The organism is Viridibacillus arenosi (assembly GCF_001955655.1).
In the GTDB taxonomy this organism is placed as follows: Bacteria; Bacillota; Bacilli; order Bacillales_A; family Planococcaceae; genus Viridibacillus; species Viridibacillus arenosi.
In genome coordinates this window covers 1-16,485 of sequence record NZ_MSPW01000019.1, presented here as the reverse complement: position 1 = coordinate 16,485, position 16,485 = coordinate 1, and the positions used below count along the sequence as shown (strand labels likewise).

The window sequence follows — 16,485 nt, the reverse complement described above, 5'->3', positions numbered from 1 at the left end:
TTAACCCTTGAATTGATTCCAGTCTCTTTTTAACAAAGAAAAAGAGTAGTGGTCATAATACTTACCTCTAAATAAATGCTTATCTCTGTAAACCCCTTCATTTTTAAATCCTAGCTTTTCTAATAATTTTATAGAATTGATATTTTCCAAAGCTACAAATGCGTTAATTCTATTCAGTGCCATATTATTAAAGCCACTTTCGATAGCAATTTTCAATCCCTCTTTCATATATCCCTGTCCCCAATATTCGTACCATAAATCATAGCCTATCTCCGCTATATGGTTCGTTCTATCCCAAGAATCAAATCCACACGTTCCAATTTTTTGCTGATCATTTTTTTCGACTAATATCCATCGATTAAATCCTTTTTCTTCAGGATTTGAATTCCATTCAACAAACTCTGTAGCTTCATTTCTAGTCGTAAACCATTCTTCATCATATAAAAATTCACATACTTTTTCGTTGCTGAAGTGTCGATAAATAAAGTCAATATCCTCATTTCCCACATTCCGCAAAATCAATCTGTCAGTTTCTAAATTAGGGAATTTACTATGTACAGTCAATTTAAGCACTCCTTATGATAACTAAATTAGGATCGTTTATTCTTAGATGAACAACGTTAAATCTTTACGTCTTTAATATTTCGACAGTCTTTAAAATATACCTATCGATGTCCACGCGAAAGGTTAGTGTTCCTAAAGTTCGCTAGTCGATTTTAATACTACAGCAAAGGTATAGCTCCCTATCTCAATAGCCTTTTTCTCATGCTTACTTATCCAAGAGGCGGCTAACCCTTTTGGATATGGTTGTGGTATAGCGACTGTTGTTTCAGCAACTATTGGGTTCCCTGCTAACAGTTCTACTTTATCGGCATCAGTTTTAACATAAGGTCGTATGACTAATCTTTCTGTTTCGAATGTTGGTATCATCTTATATCTACCATCCTCTTCTAATTAAAACCTAGTATTTGTAATCCTGTTTACAAATATCTTATTATAAGTGGATAATATTGTAAATCGATTTATTTAAAAGCAACAATTATTACGAAAAAAGCCAAGAAAAAAATAACACCCCATACATACGGGATAATATCAGGAGATAAAAGGGATAACCTACTGTTGTAATACCTCTTGGGATAACATAAATGCCCAGCCCACCTTCTCCATGTTTACCTTCTCTAGCTCAAAGATCCAACTAAGCACCCGTTAGTTGAACAGAACTAGATAAGATTATTAAACTAAGCTTATCGTTAGTTCAATAAAACTCCAACCAAAATAACTTTTGTCCTTTAATAAAAACCAATGAAAAAGAACGGATTCCACCGCTTGGAATCCGTTCTTCTTTCATTCATTATTTTGGCTCTAACCCGTGACCACTTCACAATGCGTTGAGATAAAAACACCCATAATGGATAATTTTCCACTGTGGGTTATTTCTTATGATTTTTAATATCATGAATAATCCATTGTACTGCCTCTTTTAAATTTGGACACACTGCATTTGCTAATGGATCACTCTCACCAATAAAAACGGTTCTTGTACCTGCTTTTTCACCTGCCTGAATATCCGTATCAGTATCTCCAACCATATATGATTTTTCAAGATCAATTTTGTGTTTTTCACCTAAATCTAAAATCATTTTGCTATTTGGTTTTCTACATTCACATCCAGCCTTTGGTTTATGCGGACAATAGGCAACCTCATGAATCGTTGCTCCCTTTTTCTCCAGTTCAGCCACCATATAGTCATGAATTTTATGTAACTGCTTTTCCTTCATATAACCTAATCCAATTCCACCTTGATTTGTTACGACAAACACATAATCAAAATACTCATTTAAACTTTTAATTGCTTCTTCTACACCAGGTAAAAAATAAAATTGATTCGGTTCGTTTACAAATTTCACTCGATCAGTTAGTACTTCATTTATTACTCCATCTCGATCTAAAAAAACTGCTCTTTTCAATCTCATCACACCTTTAATTTTTAATATTACTTTTATTATGTTAAAAATTATCGGCTTTAATCAGTCTTATTTCAGATGTCCACTAATTTCCATAATAAAATCAATCCACTAAAAAATAATTTATAATCTTTTTTTCATTTTCTTATATCTTTCTTGTAAAAAAACTTTAATTTTACATCAACGATAATTGTTTCAATAAGTGCAACTAACCATACAAATAGAAGACTTTAACATTTGTTATAGACTTCCTTTAATAACATTCTATTATATTAATTGCCCCTTCTAATACCTAATTAACCTTCTCTCTACAAACCAACTGCTCCATCAATAAATTTATGCATTTACCCTTCGGCAATAGAAGTACCATGTTAAGTAGGTTGGTATACGGAGCTTCAATTGATTGGAAACAAAACAGCAGTAAATCACCAGATGAGTATTTAGAAGATCAAGTTTGATAATTAGGCAGCTATTAAAGAATGAAATATCATAATGTAATTTAAAAAGCGTTATTCTAGTGGAGTAACGCTTTTATTCTACAGCTACTACCCTAACTCAATAGTTGTATTTATTAAATTGTTATTCCATTAAATGGCCCGATTGTTGAACAAAAGTTAAACAACGCTCTTCAACTAATCTGCCGGGTTAGTTGAATAAAAAAAAGCCGCATAAGCAGCTCAACGAACTTTCACTAAAGCACCCCGTTAGTTGAAGAAGAACAGAGACGCTTATTAAACACTCGCGCCTGATTGTTTAACAAGTACCCAGATGGAAATATAGACATACCTACAATAGATAATAATTATGCTATCTATATATTAGGGTGAAAACTTATCTGCTCTGTGTTCGCAAATAATTGTAATTAAACAAATTATAGAAAACATCTTTTCTTCGTGGTTTTTGAGAAGTTGTGCTATATTCAAAGTGTCAGGAGTGAGTTGATGAAAAAGTTTTTAACAATTACCGCAATAATTCTTGTTTTACTCGGAGCAGCTGGCTATGCTGTGTGGCATTTTGGGACAAATATCGCTTCCGAAAAAATAATCGAAAAAGTGGAATCTACTTTAGATGACGAAAATCTAGAAGAAGTAAAATCCTATATCGAGAACGATTCGAAGGTTCAAGAAATTGTAAGCGAGGCAGCAACTATAAATCCGGATACTCTTCCCTTCCAAACTAAGGAAGAAGCGACACGTGTGTTAATAAAAAAAGTGGGCGTTAATCGTTTACTTGATATTCAGAAACAAGCGCAAAACGGTTCAATTAGTAAGGATGAAGTATTATCCGAAATTGAAGGTAAACTGTCTGAAGATGAAATTTCTGCTTTAAAATATGTTTTATATAAGGAATTGAATAAATAAAGCTAGCTAATTAAAAGTTTAAATTAAAAAATCAGAGAGGCTGAGATTCACATAAGGATTTTCAATACAGCTATTTTTATTTACTTACACTAACTCCAACCACTCGACAGCCTCACAATGTGTCGAGTGTACGTGGCAACACATTGGTGCTGGTGGGTTTAATTATATAGGCTCGATTCCTATTTAGAGGAATCGAGTCCTTTTTTTCTTATCATTCTTCTACTGTTGCTTTATTAAACTAAAGAGCCCTTTAATGGAATAACTTTGATTTATCTTCGTTCTTAAAAACCACCTTTATGGTGCATCCAAGCCAAGTGGGCTGTTCGTGATTTAATGGAAGTTTTGCGTATGGAATCTGCCCAATTGCGTGGTTAATTCGGCTAAGTGGGCCAAATGCATGATCCTCTTTCTCAAAGATTCCATCGATTAAACCTGGTCGACGTATTTTCAGGAAAAAAACTCCTCCACCGTTTGAATATGCTTGTTCGTTTCGTAAAATATTCACTCTTCATACACTCCTTGATTTGCTTTTTTTAGTAATTGGTTCAGCTGTTCGAGTTCATCTTCTGTTAAATGCGCAAATTGCGATGCTCGGAATTGTTCTTGTGCAGGGACAACTTCGTTTCGAAGTGCTACGCCTTTTGGTGTGAGTGAAATATATTTTGTCTTCCAATCTTGTTCGCGTAGAATATAGCCCGCATCTTCTAGCTTATTTAAAATTTGAGTAATATTTGAATTGGTCACCACAAGACGATTGGCTAATTCTGATTGCGTAACTCGTTGACCTTCTTTTAAATGACTAATAATATCAAACTGACCTGTTCGTAATCCCCACTTAGCTAAATGACGATTGCTACAGGTCATACTACGGTTAAAAAAACGTGTGTAACGAAACCAGGTGATATAACTTAAACGAATTCTTCTTAATGAGTATTTCATAATAATCTCCTATCACTTTATATATTAATTGATATTTGTTGTAATTGCTAAAGATTGATTTTATCCCTTATAGAAATTTTTCATAAAGGTTATTTCTTCTCCATTTTACAGTATGGGTAAGCCCAATTGGTAATGCATACGTGAAGTTGCCTTGAATTCTCGCCTGTTTGTATAAATCATAAACATTATATCAATTCCCATATAGCCAAACTATTACCACTTTATCACAATGGAATAGTATTCAAGTTAATTCCGAAGGCGTACCACTTGAACATCTATCATTTAATATATAAAATGATAAGTGTGATGGATCTTTTTATTATTAAACTACTTTACATCGTTATCGACAAAGGGAGAAAATGATATGACTGAATTATTGACGAATGAACATTATATTTTTTTAGGCGCTCGCATAAAACCTTTATTATTAAGTACAGAATCTGAAGGGAATTTCTCAGTGTTTGAATTTAATGAAGTAAAAGGATTAGAAGCTCCATTTCATATTCATGAAAATGAAGATGAAATTTGGCGTGTGGTTGAAGGAGAAATTACATTCTATTTAGAGGATCAAGAAATTAAGGCTGTTGCTGGTGATGTAGTCTTTGTACCAAGAGGAAAATCTCATACGTTCCGTTTAAAAACAGATACAGCAAAAGCGATTTTATCACTTACATCAACCGATTTTGAAAATGTCATTCGTGATATCGCTAGACCTGCTATTTCTGCAACTGAATTGCCAAATCAACCTATTTCAAAAGAACAAGCGGAAAAATTAATTGCTTCGGGTAAGAAAAATGGATTAACAATTTTAAAACACCAATAGTTAGACTATCAGCTATTTGGTATTTAACATGTGATTTATCAGTAAGATTAAGTATCGCTCTACTTCATATAGTGAAGAGAGCGATTTTTTTGCTTTTTGCAAAAAAATATAAACATACAAAAAAACTGACCTCAAAAATCGTTATGCAACGATATTTGGGACAGCCTCAATTATAAAAGCAAAGCGTTTATTACGATTGGCTCAAGAATTTTGTCAGTGCATTAATTAAGAATCCAGGTTGTTCTTCTGCTATAATGGCCGCATTCTAGAATAGAACCACCTTCTACATGTTCCGAAATCGAGAGAATTGATTGAAGTAAATAGTCCCCTGTAGATGTTTCACCGCAATACGCTAAAATAGGCATCGTCAATTTGTGTTCATTATATTGCTGATTATATTGGCCATCATCTAACAATGTACGATAATAATTAAACCCTGCACGTAATGCACCTGGTCTAGAATATTGACGAATGTATTCAGTTACATCCTCTTCTTTAATTGATGTTGGGTTGTATGCTAGTTTTTTAAAGTAGTAGTTTAAGTACTGATATTCACGTCCTGTTACTAATGCTTCAGGTAAATCGTCAACCATATCTTCGTCATCTAAAAAACAAAGTGGCTCTAACTTTTTATCTTCCTTTGTAAAGGGTTCCTAGTATCTTCAATAATGACATATGCCAGCATTTTATTGTCTTTAAAGAAGGGGAGCTGCAAACATTGATTCTAGGGAAATTAAATAGCTCCCATTTTGAAAAAAGTTTGATCAAAGTGGGAGCTGTATGTAGTACTAGTCATATGTTATACAATCATGCATTTAAGTCTGTTATGGCAGGAATATTAATTTCCTTTACACATGAAACAGGCGATAAATTAATAACGCAATGGACAATGGCTACAATGTCTTGTACAGGAATACGTGTACCTTGATACAACATAATTGCCTTTTCTGCACCTTCTTCATATGGTACTTCAGCAGCAAGCTCTCCTGGATTAATACACGTTACAGAGATCATATCTTTTCTCACATGCTCTCGTAAAGCATTTGTAATACCACGTAAGCCAAATTTAGATGTGACAAATGAAACTTGTGCACTATTCGTATGATCTAAACCTGCTGTTGAACCAATTAATATAATTTTCCCATTGTCCGCCTGTCTTAAATTAGGTAAAAGCGCCTGAATATAAGTAATAGTGGAAGTTAAATTAATATTAATTATGTTCGAGATGTCCCTAACTTCATCCTTATCAAAAGTATAGTCATCTTCAAAACCACGCTTTTCCCATACTCCTACATTATAAATTAATACATCAATAGGAATGTCTTTTAAAGTTTCTTTTAAAGAAGGAATTTGTTGTTGACTAGATAAATCAATTGCGACCCATTTACGATTTACGCCATCATTTACATCTAAACTACTTGGTCGTGTCCGTGATACCACCCATACTGTATCTCCCTTAGTGGGTAAGCCTTTTACAAATGCATCGCCTAACCCATGGCTTGCTCCAAATATAATAAAGTTCTTACTCATCCTATCACCCCTTATAATAACTATACATCTAAGTATAATTATTATAAAAACATGAAACAACTAATGTGTTTTATTAGAATTAAAAGTTTTATCAATCTTTTTTATTAATTATCAAACTTTTTTATAAATAATCAATCTCTTTTAAAATGCTACATATGTCGAACTTCGTTTAAAAAAATTCCATATAATGCGTCAACAGTAGAGTTAGCGGAATGAATTTAAGGAGTTGATACGGGAGATGATTTTTCAACACGTGATGTAACAAATTCCTTCTTCAACTAACCTGCCCCGTTAGTTCATTAATGAAAAAAGAGCTGCATATGCAACTCAATAATCTTCAAGTAAAGCACCCGTTAGTTGAAGAATTTGTTGTTTTGAAATTAAAGGGCAGTACTCATAAAGAGTTTAGGTGCTCTTCTATAAACTTTGCCTTATCATAGATCAATTTTTTTAACATTACAGGACTAATAGAAATAATTGATTGTCCAAATTTCAAAAAATAGTTAGCTATAAAATCTTCCTCACCTTTATTAAAATAGCCAGTTATTAAGAAATTTTCATTATCATTATGAATTTTCATAGAGGGGTAATTTTCCTTAGTAAAAAAATCTTTTCCTTCTTTATTAACGATGATAGTAAAATTAATGGCATCATGCTCTTTGTGAAAATCACCGATATAATTTAATAGTTCTTCTAATTTTTTAGATTTGAAATCGTTAATTTCTATTACTGAGAGGATTTTATCACATCGAAGTATTTGTATCTTCTCTGTTGTAAAGTTAAATATTTTAGCATACCATTGTCCAAATTTAGATTGTATTCGAATAAATTGTGCTATTAATTGTTTGTTTCTCTCTTTTTTTAAATAGGTTAAACGATAGACCTTTTCTGTAAAAATCCCTTGTAAAATTTCTTTTAAGTACGGACTAAAATTACTGTGATTTGTTACCTCTAATGAAAGTACTTGATTCATAATCAAAATATTATTACGCACATTTTCAGGTAATATATTACTAAATTTATTTTCTAATACGATGTTTTCTATTTCAAATGGCTTTGTTTTATACCCATTTAAAGTGAGTAAACAAAAATATAATGCATACATCTCATCTACAGTAAAAAAAATCGGTGACAATATACTACTATCTAATATCTCATATTTTCCATTTCTACCCAACTCAGAATATATAGGCATACCTATTTGTTCTAATGATTGAACATCTCGAAGGGCTGTACTTTTAGAAATAGAATACCTCTCCATTAAATCACTTAAATTAAAACTTTTCTTGTTATTCAAAAATATGAGCATATCATTTATACGTTCTGTTTTCTTCATAATTTTCTCCATAAAAGGTGTCATATATTGATACCTTTTTATCTTATACTAAGACTATTAATTAGAAAAGGAGCTAGATAGCTATGACGTTAGAGATTGCAATTTTTCTTTCAATGAATGGAAAAGCACGTGAAGCAATAGAGTTTTATAAAAAAAACTTGGAGGCAAATGAATTAATGGTTGTTACATATGAAGATTTGGCAAGAAGGGATAGTTCGTTTGAAATTACTAACGAAAACAAAAATTATATTTCTCACTCTGTTTTACAAATAGGGAAAACGAAATTAATGATTGCAGAAGATGTAATGAACCCAAAAGAAAGCTATAAAATTGGAAATAATACTTCTTTTTGTATACAAAGTGCTAATCTATCGGAAATAAAAAGATTTTATTATAATTTAACATCTGATCGTAAAGTGAATATAATCGTTCCTCTAGACAAAAATATTTTTAGTGAAGCATATGGAATTATTGAAGACCCATTTGGTATACAAATTCAATTAATGTATGATAACCGTTTAATATAAAATACTTTGGAGTTGAAAGGTTCCTCCCTTTCAACTCCAATTATTGGTTTCTTTATCTATTATTTCGCAACCTAAAATTCGCTTCCCTTCTTCAACTAAACTGCCCCGTTAGCTTAATAACTTCTGCAAAAACATGTTATAAACCTTCTTAGTTATTGTTACTCATTATAAAGTTGTCCTTACAAACTCTCTAAACTTCCCTTCTTCCTCAATAAATGGATTATGATTTGATTTCTCAAAATGATTAACTGTGATTGAGGAATAAGATCTGCTATTTCAATACCAAATTCAACGCAAATATGTAATTAGGGGGATCACCGATATATTGCAACATTAAAGTTACAAATTCCTCATCTACTCACCTTAACGAAGTTGGTATTATTCCTCCTCAATTCTTTTCAAATTCGCCATAAATTCCAGCCTTATTTCGCTCACTTTCTCATCCCCTTTAACATTAATAAAATCTCTTCTATCACAATATCAGGCTCATCATGATGTATATAATGTCCACTACGAGTAGCAATCCGGAACTTACTTGACGTTGACAGCCATTGGAATTCTGCTTGTAGACTTTGTTCAATTTCTAATATTTCTTGAGAGGGCCATCCATCTTCTCCATTATCGGGTAAACCTCTTGTAACAATTGAGAGAGGGATGTCACTTTGTCTTGAATGATCAACAATTTGCTTATAACTCTGTATTTTATCAATCTTCTCACTATTCAACATAGGATTCTCAAAATATTCCCTATTTCCTGCAAGGAGATTTTCTGGTAGAGCCTTTTCATAGGCAAGTTCTTTATATTCCGGTGCAGCGTCAACCAAAACCAAACCACAGATATCCAGCGGATAAAGACTGGTATACAATCTGGCGACCAACCCACCAAAGGAATGTCCTACCAATATATAGGGCTTCTTCACGTCAAGCACTTGCAACAATTCGGAGAGCTCCTCGACAAGATCACAGCAAGTTCGCGGGACTGCTACGTCTTGACTCCTGCCAATACCCGCCCTGTCATAGGACAAGGTTGACGTTTCATCAGATATTCTGTCTTGGACTTTTTTCCATGTTTCATGGCTATCGCCTAACCCTGCAATAAAGATTACGCTTGGTGTATTTTTACGTTGATATTTATAGAACAGTATACGACTATTATAGAAATCGATTAGACTAATATCCATCGATTAAATCCTTTTTCTTTAGGATTTGAATTCCATTCAACAAACTCTGTAGCTTCATTTCTAATCGTTAACAATTCTTCATCATATAAAAAATCACATACTTTTTCGTTGCTGAAGAGTCGATAAATAAAGTCAATATCCTCATTTCTCAAATTCCGCAAAATCAATCTGTCAGTTTCTAAATTAGGGAATTTTATATGTAGAGTCAATTTAAGCACTCCTTTTGATAGCTAAATTAGGAACGTTTATTCTTAGATGAACAACGTAAATATACCTTCTTATTCAACTATCCTGCCCCGTTAGTTCAATAAGAAAAAAGCTTTACTCCTACTTGAAGTAAAGCACCCGTTAGTTGAACAAGAAAAGTGAAGCTTATTCAACAATCGCGCCCGTTTGCGGTATAACTTCTATCCCATTTTTAAATCATTCAGCATCGTTACCTTTATCATATAAATCTTTTATGGGTATTACATCGATTTTATCTTTATATTGTATAGTTACCTTATCTTCATCCGTTAGTTTCTTCTTCTTCCCATTGTACAGTAATAGTGTGTTTTCATCTGCAAATGTGAAAGAAATGCCACCCCCATCTTTTAGGAGTTTTGCTGGGGTAGAGAAATCGTTCCTTTTTTCATACACAAATATAGTATCTGTATATCCCTCATCTGTTTTTGCATCTGTTAAAATTATATAATGATTGTCCTTTTTTGCTTTGAATAAGAGCGTAGCCATCGTGCCCTGACTCTTAATGTTTGTTTCAACATTACTGGAACTTGCTTGCCACATATTTACAAACACAAAGTAATAAGCAGTTATCAGAACAAGAAACATTGCTAGAAGTGATGATACGATAACTAAGATCTTTTTTCTATTTTTGGAGCGTACCTTTTTGAAATAATCAATGTTCCTATTATCTTTTCTTCTCTCATTTTCATCTTCTGAAAATAAATCTCCCTTCATTTTGTTTAAATAATTTCGGCATTCTTCACATTGATCCATATGTTTTTCTATCTGTTCGTTTGTTTCTTCACTTGTTAATTTATCAATATAAGCAGGAGCCAAATCCTTAAATACACTATGTTTCATAACCTTACTCACCCTTTCTGATTTCAAGTTTTGCTCTATAAAAAGTCACTCTTGCCCAGTTTTCTGTCCTTTCAAAAATTGAACCAATTTCTTTGAACGATAAGTCACCCAACAATCTTAAAAAAAGTATTTCTCGTTTATCCTCACTGAGTTGATGAGCCTTTTTAAAAAACATAACTTTATCCTCGTTTTTTATATACTCATCTTCCAAGTCGTAAAATGTTGTGCTTTCACTTTTTAGTGAGTCCTTCAATTGTTGGTTTTTATTTTTATGGTTTAATTCTTGCAGCCATACGTTTTTAGCAATTGCACAGAGCCACGTGGAAAACTTGGCTTTACCATTATCGTGATAGTTATTAATGGATTTAATCGCTTGATAAAATGTTTCTTGAGTTAGCTCCTCTGCTAAATCAAGGTTGTTTGTCAAAGTTAACAAGTATTTAAAAATAAATTCCCCATAATCTTGATATATATTGTCCTTATCCACTGCCACCCTCCCTTTTCCGTCTGGCCATTCACCTATGTATCACAAATTTATTGATTTCGTTACAACATTTTTTAATAAAAAAACTGCATCTTTATAACAGATGCAGATATTCACTTATTAAATTAAATGGCCCGATTGTTGAACACAAGATAAACAACACTCTTCAACTAACCTGCCCCTTTCGTTGAAAAAGAAAAAAAGAGCCGTCTGTGCAGCTCAATAATCTTTTGCTAATGCACCCATTATTGAAAAAACGTTCCTACATATCGCAGCAACGCACTTCATTCAATCTAATCTAAATATACAATTTCACCATTTTCTTTTTTTGCACGAATTGTAATTTTACCTACACTAGCTGGTATTTGAGTTTGCATAAAAACCTCCCTGAATTATGTTTTAATATATCTATTATTACATAAATTTCAACAAAAGCTACATTTTCCCTTATACAACTAAACTACCCCGTTAGTTCAATAAAAAAAAAAGAGCTGCATATGCAACTCAATGATCTTCAAGTAAAGCCCCCGTTTGTTTAAGTACATTTGAAACCAACAGTTATCCAAAGTGATTATGAAAACACCAAACAATAAGAATCATACTCACTATTCCCCAAGCTGTGAGACTCACTATCCACCAAATTATGGATTTAACTTTTATTGAACTTTCCTCGCCTTCCATGTTTGCTGTTATACAAGCGAGCTTACTTTCCATACCTTTTTTCATAGAAGTGAGAACAACAAATCCGATTATTATGAAACCAATAGTTATCCAGAGTAGTAAGTCCACCTTTTATACCTCCTTTTTTGTGAATTACTTTCACTCCAATTTTCTCCTTCAACTAACCTGCCCCGTTAGTGAAAAAAAAGAGCTGTACGAACAGCTCAAAATCTTCTACTAAAGCACCCGTTAGTACAATAAGTTTAAAAGCCATCCCTAAAGGCAAGTTCTTTTCTGTATTTACTTCTGTAATCTTCTGACCAATAAAATATTTAAAATCAATATTACTTAATTTTTGGCTATGTTAAATCTTAATGTTGTTTTTTTGCCCCAAAAGAAAACCACCCTTTGAAAAGACGGTTAATTTAACTATCGTTACGCGTTAGTTAAATTAATTAGTTGTCTGTTTTTATTGAGTATCTTCGTCGCTTTTGTACGCCAAAATATCTCCAGGCTGACATTCTAAAGCCTTACAAATCCTCTCTAAAGTTGATAAACGAATCGCTTTTGCCTTTCCATTTTTCAATATAGAAAGGTTAGCCATTGTTATTCCAACACTCTCCGAAAGTACTGTTACGCTCATTTTTCTTTTAGCTAACATCACATCAATATTGATTATAATCGCCATGTTATTCACCTCAGACCGTCAAATCATTTTCTGATTTTATGTTAATCGCTTCTTGTAGTAGCCGTTGGAGGATAGCAGCAAAAACGGCGATAACCAACGAAGCAAAAATGATGATGAGTCCCATTAATCCAATAGGAGGGTCAACTTCCTTCGCTATAAAACGAAAGAGTGGCAAACCTAATACATACAAACCACTGATTGTAATCGCACAGCACTTTATGTTCTTTAACGCCTTTACAGATAATTCCGAGAACGCTGCGTTCTCGTCAATGTACCGTAAAAGATTGAAAGCCTGATAGAGAGCAAAGTAAAAAGGCACAGCCGCTCCATACATCACGATGAAAACGAGATATTTCATTAGGGCAATATTTGGATACAATTTTGCTGCGAAATTCGCCATATGGGGCACTAAAAATATACATAAAGCAAGAACCGGTAGTCCTATAATAAAAACAGCTATTTTTAAAAATAATGTTGTGACTTTTCTCAAAATAACACCTCACATTTTTATTTCATTTTTTTCTAGGAAATTTTTAATTGGTTTTTGAAGAACACTTACAAATGTTGCAACGATACTCGTCACTAAAATACCCATTAGACTTAATGATATAGGACCTGCAGCATCATCTCCAGTGACTTTAGCAAGTACCTTTAAGCAAACTATTCCTAACAGAATGAAGAAAATGACTGTAAAAGCACATTTTTTTATAACTTTCAAAGATTTAAGGGATAATTCAGAGAAAGCATTGTTTTTTTCGATATAGGTTAGTAGTTTAAATGCTTGACACAACGCAACAGAAAACGTAATACAGAATCCATATGCACATACTAAAAATGGGATTAGGAAGTAAGCCGTATCTGGATGTATCTTTGCATCTTTATATGCTATCTCAGGCAACCAAAAGATACATAAAGCAAGCATCGCAATTCCAATCAGAAAAATAATTACCTTTAAGATGGTGGTTGAACTTTGTTTAACATTCATTTAAAGCACCTCACTGATTTGATAATAAAATGACTTTAACACAAAATTTATCGTTATACAATAAATTAATATCGTTTTTTGTTATATTATTATTGTTATATTCATTTAGTTTTGATAAAAATAAAAAGCATTTCTTATTACAAAGAAATGCTCTTACTGCTCTTACTTTAAAATGTTAAATTTACAACTTGTTCAACAAGACTACCCGTTCAGCAAGAAGTTGTTCGGAATATTCTATTATCAACAATAAGATTTAACATAGCCTAATTTTTTATACATATTCATCCCTCCCCTAAAAAAATCACTTACTTAAACTGTAACGTTGACAACCTTGTTTGAGCACTTCTTCTTAAACTAAACTGCCCCGTTAGTTCAATAACTCCACCAAAAAAGAACGTTAATCCTACTTAGATCAACGCACCAGTTAGTTGAAGAAGAACAGTGACGCTTATTATAGTGATAGGTAAGCTTTTGAGGTTATCGCCAGGTTTTCAAGCTTTGTTGTATCTATGTTCAAACGATAGTGCATAATAAAGTGAATATGAATGAAATACAGAAAAACACTTAATACATTGGTATGACAACGTTTTAAGCGTTTTATTTCGTCCCAAAACTTTGATTTGGGAACGTTATTTGAATAAAGTATTAGTTAGTAGAAGAGTGATACTAACAAATTATACAAAGAATGGATAACAATTACTGACCAAAGAGAGCCGCTTTTCTTATACACATAGCCAAATATAATGCCCAATATAAAAGCTGTTAATGACGCAGTAAAAATATAAGGGAATTCGAAAAGACCTTTATAAAACCAAATAGGAAAATGAATTGATACAAAAAGTAAAGATGTAATGGTATTAGCTATCCAAAATTTAAAAGAATCCATAAGTTTTCTTAACAAAAAACCCCTAAAGACAATTTCTTCAGTTATCCCAACTAATAGAATAGTATTAAGCCATTCGTTAAACCCTATTCGAAAATCGACATTATTATCTAAAATAGTGAAATTTAAAATTACAAAATAAGATATTAATACTAAAGATACCAAATATGCCCATTTTAAACCATTTATATAGTTATGACGTAACCCTAAATAGGAAAATGGAACACCTTTTTCCGTAATTTTAACTAATAATAAAACTGGAATTATCCAAATAACTACTTTAATAACGGCTGACGTTATAGCTCTTGGAACAGAATCCATTAAATCTAAATATTGAACTAACCATAATTCTCTGATACACCATAGGGCAAAAAATGTTATGAAATATACCCAAATATAATTCTTATTTACTTTCAAATCTATCAGAAACTCCTCCTTTTCTACTTCAAGAATCCTGCTGCATTAGTTTAAGTACTTTTTCCCACAATCTTAATAGTTATTTTAACATAAATATCCATTTAAAGATTAAAGTTACCAAAATGTCGTTTGGTCACATTTCTTTTCTTAGCGTTGTAAATCCCCATAATTCTGAAGGTACTCTTTGTTGCACTAAACTGCCCCTTTAGTTCAATAAGAAAAAAAGAGCTGCATTTGCAACTCAATGATCTTCAAACAAAGCACCCGTTAGTTCAATATTACTTCTATTTAATTAATCATAATGCTTTCAACCGCAGAGAATAAAATGTATAACGAAGTGCATAAAATGAAGATACCCCACAATAAACTCTGAGTTCTTTTATATTCTCGTAATCCCATTATAAGTAACGTTATACTCAGAAGTATGAGCATCAATGGTAGTAAGTTGTAGTTTTCCGTAACCTTACTGTAAATACTAATTAACATTACAAGGATTGCAAAAATTATTTGAAATAACATTAAAATATCAAACTTTTTTTCTTCCATTTATTTATTCCTCCCACTGATAATCTGTCACTTTCAAAAGATACCTTTTTTAAACTAAACTACCCCGTTAGTTCAATAAGAAAAAGGCTCTACTCCTTATTAAAGTAAAGCACAAGTTAGTTCAAAATGTAGCTTTAGAATAAAGTTTGATTAAAAGTATGCTATAAACATCGATTTTAAAAGAAAAGAAACCCACGAGTTTTCGGGTTTGGTTTTTGCATGAGGGAATAATTCCACATCTATTGTATAGGTAATTTGAATGTTATATATAATTTATTGTTATTATTATCCTTATCCATTTTGTACTGAGTATATTCTATCTTTTGACTTTCAAGATCAATTATAAGAGTGTTAGAAAAATCTTTTGGAGGTACTGATGAAAAAATCACTCTATTTGAAGCGAGGTTTTCTGCTTTTGGTAACTTTTCAATTATTCTAATATTAGCATCATTTTGTATAGGCAGTTCACTTTGATCATACACTGATAAATTATTTTCGGGTGTGGCAAAAACTAAAATATGTAAAGGTTTTTCGTTGAAATTATGATAACCATGCACATAGTTTGTCCATCCAAAAACAAGGTCACTTTTTTTAGCAACTATCTGCTCTTTAAATGAAACATCATAAGTCAATTCTCCTTCTAAAATTAATGCATGATCTTCTCCATAAGGGTGAAAATGTGCTTTAATTCCATTGTCTTCATTATTGATCTGAAAATACAGAACACGATGATTTTTACAAGGGCTTTCCCAAATCTTTTTAAATTTAGTTTTCGATTTCATTAACTCTTTTAAATCTAACATATATAATCACCTCATTTATAATATTATAAATTGGTTATCCTGGCTTTAAATCATACTAACGGATGAATTATCAACCCTTTTTCTAATGCCCATTTTCCCCTTTGAAAATTGGTAAAACCCATTATTATTTCTAATCCCTTATTCAACTAACCTGCCCCGTTAGTTGAAGTACATTCTTTCACAATCTCAATATTGATAGTAACAAAAATTCCCAATATAAAATCAATCTTTTTTACAAATCTACACTTTATTCAGGTTCAACTCGAGCGAAA

22 protein-coding genes and 1 pseudogene are annotated in these 16,485 nt (G+C 32.1%); 3 read left to right on the top strand and 20 right to left on the bottom strand.

Translation table 11 applies throughout. The features are described from left to right. From BK137_RS20765 to BK137_RS20755, 3 genes are all read right to left on the bottom strand, one after another. The gene (locus BK137_RS20765; RefSeq protein WP_038191426.1) at positions 1-564 is read right to left on the bottom strand and encodes a GNAT family N-acetyltransferase; all 564 of its coding nucleotides are present in this window, start codon (positions 562-564) and stop codon (positions 1-3) included. Positions 565-696: 132 nt separating this feature from the next. Next, positions 697-930: a GNAT family N-acetyltransferase gene (locus tag BK137_RS20760; RefSeq protein ID WP_038191472.1), complete on the bottom strand. Its 234-nt coding sequence runs from the start codon at positions 928-930 to the stop codon at positions 697-699. A gap of 500 nt (positions 931-1,430) precedes the next feature. After that, a complete protein-coding gene (locus tag BK137_RS20755; RefSeq protein ID WP_038191424.1) occupies positions 1,431-1,967 on the bottom strand; it encodes a D-glycero-alpha-D-manno-heptose-1,7-bisphosphate 7-phosphatase in 537 nt (178 codons plus the stop codon). A gap of 938 nt (positions 1,968-2,905) precedes the next feature. On the opposite strand from BK137_RS20755, the gene BK137_RS20750 reads away from it, so the two are divergent. Next, positions 2,906-3,325, top strand: a complete 420-nt coding sequence (locus BK137_RS20750) for a hypothetical protein (RefSeq protein WP_038191422.1) — start codon at positions 2,906-2,908, stop codon at positions 3,323-3,325. 250 nt (positions 3,326-3,575) lie between these two features. Here the strand turns inward: BK137_RS20750 and BK137_RS22455 are convergent, their stop codons facing one another. Further along, a complete protein-coding gene (locus tag BK137_RS22455; protein WP_038191420.1) occupies positions 3,576-3,830 on the bottom strand; it encodes a hypothetical protein in 255 nt (84 codons plus the stop codon). After that, complete coding sequence (locus BK137_RS20740) at positions 3,827-4,264, bottom strand: MarR family winged helix-turn-helix transcriptional regulator (RefSeq protein WP_038191418.1); 438 nt, start codon at positions 4,262-4,264, stop codon at positions 3,827-3,829. The genes BK137_RS22455 and BK137_RS20740 overlap by 4 nt, the downstream gene beginning before the upstream one ends. A gap of 364 nt (positions 4,265-4,628) precedes the next feature. Here BK137_RS20740 and BK137_RS20735 point away from each other — a divergent pair, with 364 nt between their 5' ends. Continuing rightward, on the top strand, positions 4,629-5,087 hold the full coding sequence (locus BK137_RS20735) for a cupin domain-containing protein (RefSeq protein WP_038191410.1): 459 nt from the start codon (positions 4,629-4,631) through the stop codon (positions 5,085-5,087). 221 nt (positions 5,088-5,308) lie between these two features. On the opposite strand, the gene BK137_RS20730 is transcribed toward BK137_RS20735, so the two are convergent. From BK137_RS20730 to BK137_RS20720, 3 genes are all read right to left on the bottom strand, one after another. After that, on the bottom strand, positions 5,309-5,680 hold the full coding sequence (locus BK137_RS20730) for a hypothetical protein (RefSeq protein ID WP_051448897.1): 372 nt from the start codon (positions 5,678-5,680) through the stop codon (positions 5,309-5,311). A gap of 214 nt (positions 5,681-5,894) precedes the next feature. After that, positions 5,895-6,617 (bottom strand): SDR family NAD(P)-dependent oxidoreductase, encoded by a 723-nt coding sequence (locus tag BK137_RS20725; RefSeq protein ID WP_038191408.1) that lies wholly within the window; start codon positions 6,615-6,617, stop codon positions 5,895-5,897. Between the two features lie 394 nt (positions 6,618-7,011). Then, positions 7,012-7,977, bottom strand: a complete 966-nt coding sequence (locus BK137_RS20720; protein WP_038191406.1) for a helix-turn-helix transcriptional regulator — start codon at positions 7,975-7,977, stop codon at positions 7,012-7,014. A 59-nt stretch (positions 7,978-8,036) separates the two neighbouring features. Here BK137_RS20720 and BK137_RS20715 point away from each other — a divergent pair, with 59 nt between their 5' ends. Beyond that, positions 8,037-8,480, top strand: a complete 444-nt coding sequence (locus BK137_RS20715) for a VOC family protein (RefSeq protein WP_038191404.1) — start codon at positions 8,037-8,039, stop codon at positions 8,478-8,480. Positions 8,481-8,645: 165 nt separating this feature from the next. Here BK137_RS20715 and BK137_RS22900 read toward each other — a convergent pair. The 12 genes and pseudogenes from BK137_RS22900 to BK137_RS20660 form a co-directional block, all read right to left on the bottom strand. After that, positions 8,646-8,767, bottom strand: a pseudogene (locus tag BK137_RS22900) (alpha/beta fold hydrolase); the annotation flags it as partial. Between the two features lie 144 nt (positions 8,768-8,911). Next, complete coding sequence (locus BK137_RS20710) at positions 8,912-9,661, bottom strand: alpha/beta fold hydrolase (protein WP_038191402.1); 750 nt, start codon at positions 9,659-9,661, stop codon at positions 8,912-8,914. After that, a complete protein-coding gene (locus BK137_RS20705) occupies positions 9,646-9,870 on the bottom strand; it encodes a GNAT family N-acetyltransferase (RefSeq protein ID WP_051448896.1) in 225 nt (74 codons plus the stop codon). The genes BK137_RS20710 and BK137_RS20705 overlap by 16 nt, the downstream gene beginning before the upstream one ends. A gap of 214 nt (positions 9,871-10,084) precedes the next feature. Then, positions 10,085-10,747 carry a zf-HC2 domain-containing protein gene (locus BK137_RS20700; protein ID WP_038191400.1) on the bottom strand — a complete coding sequence of 221 codons (663 nt, stop codon included), beginning with the start codon at positions 10,745-10,747 and terminating at the stop codon, positions 10,085-10,087. Positions 10,748-10,751: 4 nt separating this feature from the next. Beyond that, a complete protein-coding gene (locus tag BK137_RS20695) occupies positions 10,752-11,234 on the bottom strand; it encodes an RNA polymerase sigma factor (RefSeq protein ID WP_038191398.1) in 483 nt (160 codons plus the stop codon). Between the two features lie 555 nt (positions 11,235-11,789). Then, positions 11,790-12,020: a hypothetical protein gene (locus BK137_RS20690; RefSeq protein ID WP_038191396.1), complete on the bottom strand. Its 231-nt coding sequence runs from the start codon at positions 12,018-12,020 to the stop codon at positions 11,790-11,792. Positions 12,021-12,360: 340 nt separating this feature from the next. Further along, positions 12,361-12,579: a helix-turn-helix domain-containing protein gene (locus BK137_RS20685; protein WP_038191394.1), complete on the bottom strand. Its 219-nt coding sequence runs from the start codon at positions 12,577-12,579 to the stop codon at positions 12,361-12,363. 10 nt (positions 12,580-12,589) lie between these two features. Beyond that, positions 12,590-13,069: a DUF2975 domain-containing protein gene (locus BK137_RS20680; RefSeq protein ID WP_038191392.1), complete on the bottom strand. Its 480-nt coding sequence runs from the start codon at positions 13,067-13,069 to the stop codon at positions 12,590-12,592. A gap of 9 nt (positions 13,070-13,078) precedes the next feature. Next, positions 13,079-13,564, bottom strand: coding sequence for a DUF2975 domain-containing protein (locus BK137_RS20675; RefSeq protein WP_038191391.1), 486 nt, complete (start codon positions 13,562-13,564; stop codon positions 13,079-13,081). A 649-nt stretch (positions 13,565-14,213) separates the two neighbouring features. Continuing rightward, entirely contained in the window at positions 14,214-14,864 is a 651-nt protein-coding gene (locus tag BK137_RS20670; RefSeq protein ID WP_051448894.1) for a CPBP family intramembrane glutamic endopeptidase, read from the bottom strand. A 288-nt stretch (positions 14,865-15,152) separates the two neighbouring features. Next, positions 15,153-15,296, bottom strand: coding sequence for a DUF3953 domain-containing protein (locus BK137_RS23035; protein WP_412104704.1), 144 nt, complete (start codon positions 15,294-15,296; stop codon positions 15,153-15,155). Between the two features lie 353 nt (positions 15,297-15,649). Next, entirely contained in the window at positions 15,650-16,213 is a 564-nt protein-coding gene (locus BK137_RS20660; protein WP_038191388.1) for a hypothetical protein, read from the bottom strand. Between the last annotated feature and the right edge of the window lie 272 nt (positions 16,214-16,485).

Excerpts from the sequence above, each read along its gene's own strand:
- BK137_RS20740 (WP_038191418.1), bottom strand. The coding sequence starts at position 4,264 with ATGAAATACTCATTAAGAAGAATTCGTTTAAGTTATATCACCTGGTTT.
- BK137_RS20730 (WP_051448897.1), bottom strand. The coding sequence starts at position 5,680 with ATGGTTGACGATTTACCTGAAGCATTAGTAACAGGACGTGAATATCAG.
- BK137_RS20735 (WP_038191410.1), top strand. The coding sequence starts at position 4,629 with ATGACTGAATTATTGACGAATGAACATTATATTTTTTTAGGCGCTCGC.
- BK137_RS20715 (WP_038191404.1), top strand. The coding sequence starts at position 8,037 with ATGACGTTAGAGATTGCAATTTTTCTTTCAATGAATGGAAAAGCACGT.
- BK137_RS20660 (WP_038191388.1), bottom strand. The coding sequence starts at position 16,213 with ATGTTAGATTTAAAAGAGTTAATGAAATCGAAAACTAAATTTAAAAAG.
- BK137_RS20710 (WP_038191402.1), bottom strand. The coding sequence starts at position 9,661 with ATGGATATTAGTCTAATCGATTTCTATAATAGTCGTATACTGTTCTAT.
- BK137_RS20760 (WP_038191472.1), bottom strand. The coding sequence starts at position 930 with ATGATACCAACATTCGAAACAGAAAGATTAGTCATACGACCTTATGTT.
- BK137_RS20700 (WP_038191400.1), bottom strand. The coding sequence starts at position 10,747 with ATGAAACATAGTGTATTTAAGGATTTGGCTCCTGCTTATATTGATAAA.
- BK137_RS20675 (WP_038191391.1), bottom strand. The coding sequence starts at position 13,564 with ATGAATGTTAAACAAAGTTCAACCACCATCTTAAAGGTAATTATTTTT.
- BK137_RS20725 (WP_038191408.1), bottom strand. The coding sequence starts at position 6,617 with ATGAGTAAGAACTTTATTATATTTGGAGCAAGCCATGGGTTAGGCGAT.
- BK137_RS20750 (WP_038191422.1), top strand. The coding sequence starts at position 2,906 with ATGAAAAAGTTTTTAACAATTACCGCAATAATTCTTGTTTTACTCGGA.
- BK137_RS20720 (WP_038191406.1), bottom strand. The coding sequence starts at position 7,977 with ATGACACCTTTTATGGAGAAAATTATGAAGAAAACAGAACGTATAAAT.
- BK137_RS20685 (WP_038191394.1), bottom strand. The coding sequence starts at position 12,579 with ATGGCGATTATAATCAATATTGATGTGATGTTAGCTAAAAGAAAAATG.
- BK137_RS23035 (WP_412104704.1), bottom strand. The coding sequence starts at position 15,296 with ATGCTCATACTTCTGAGTATAACGTTACTTATAATGGGATTACGAGAA.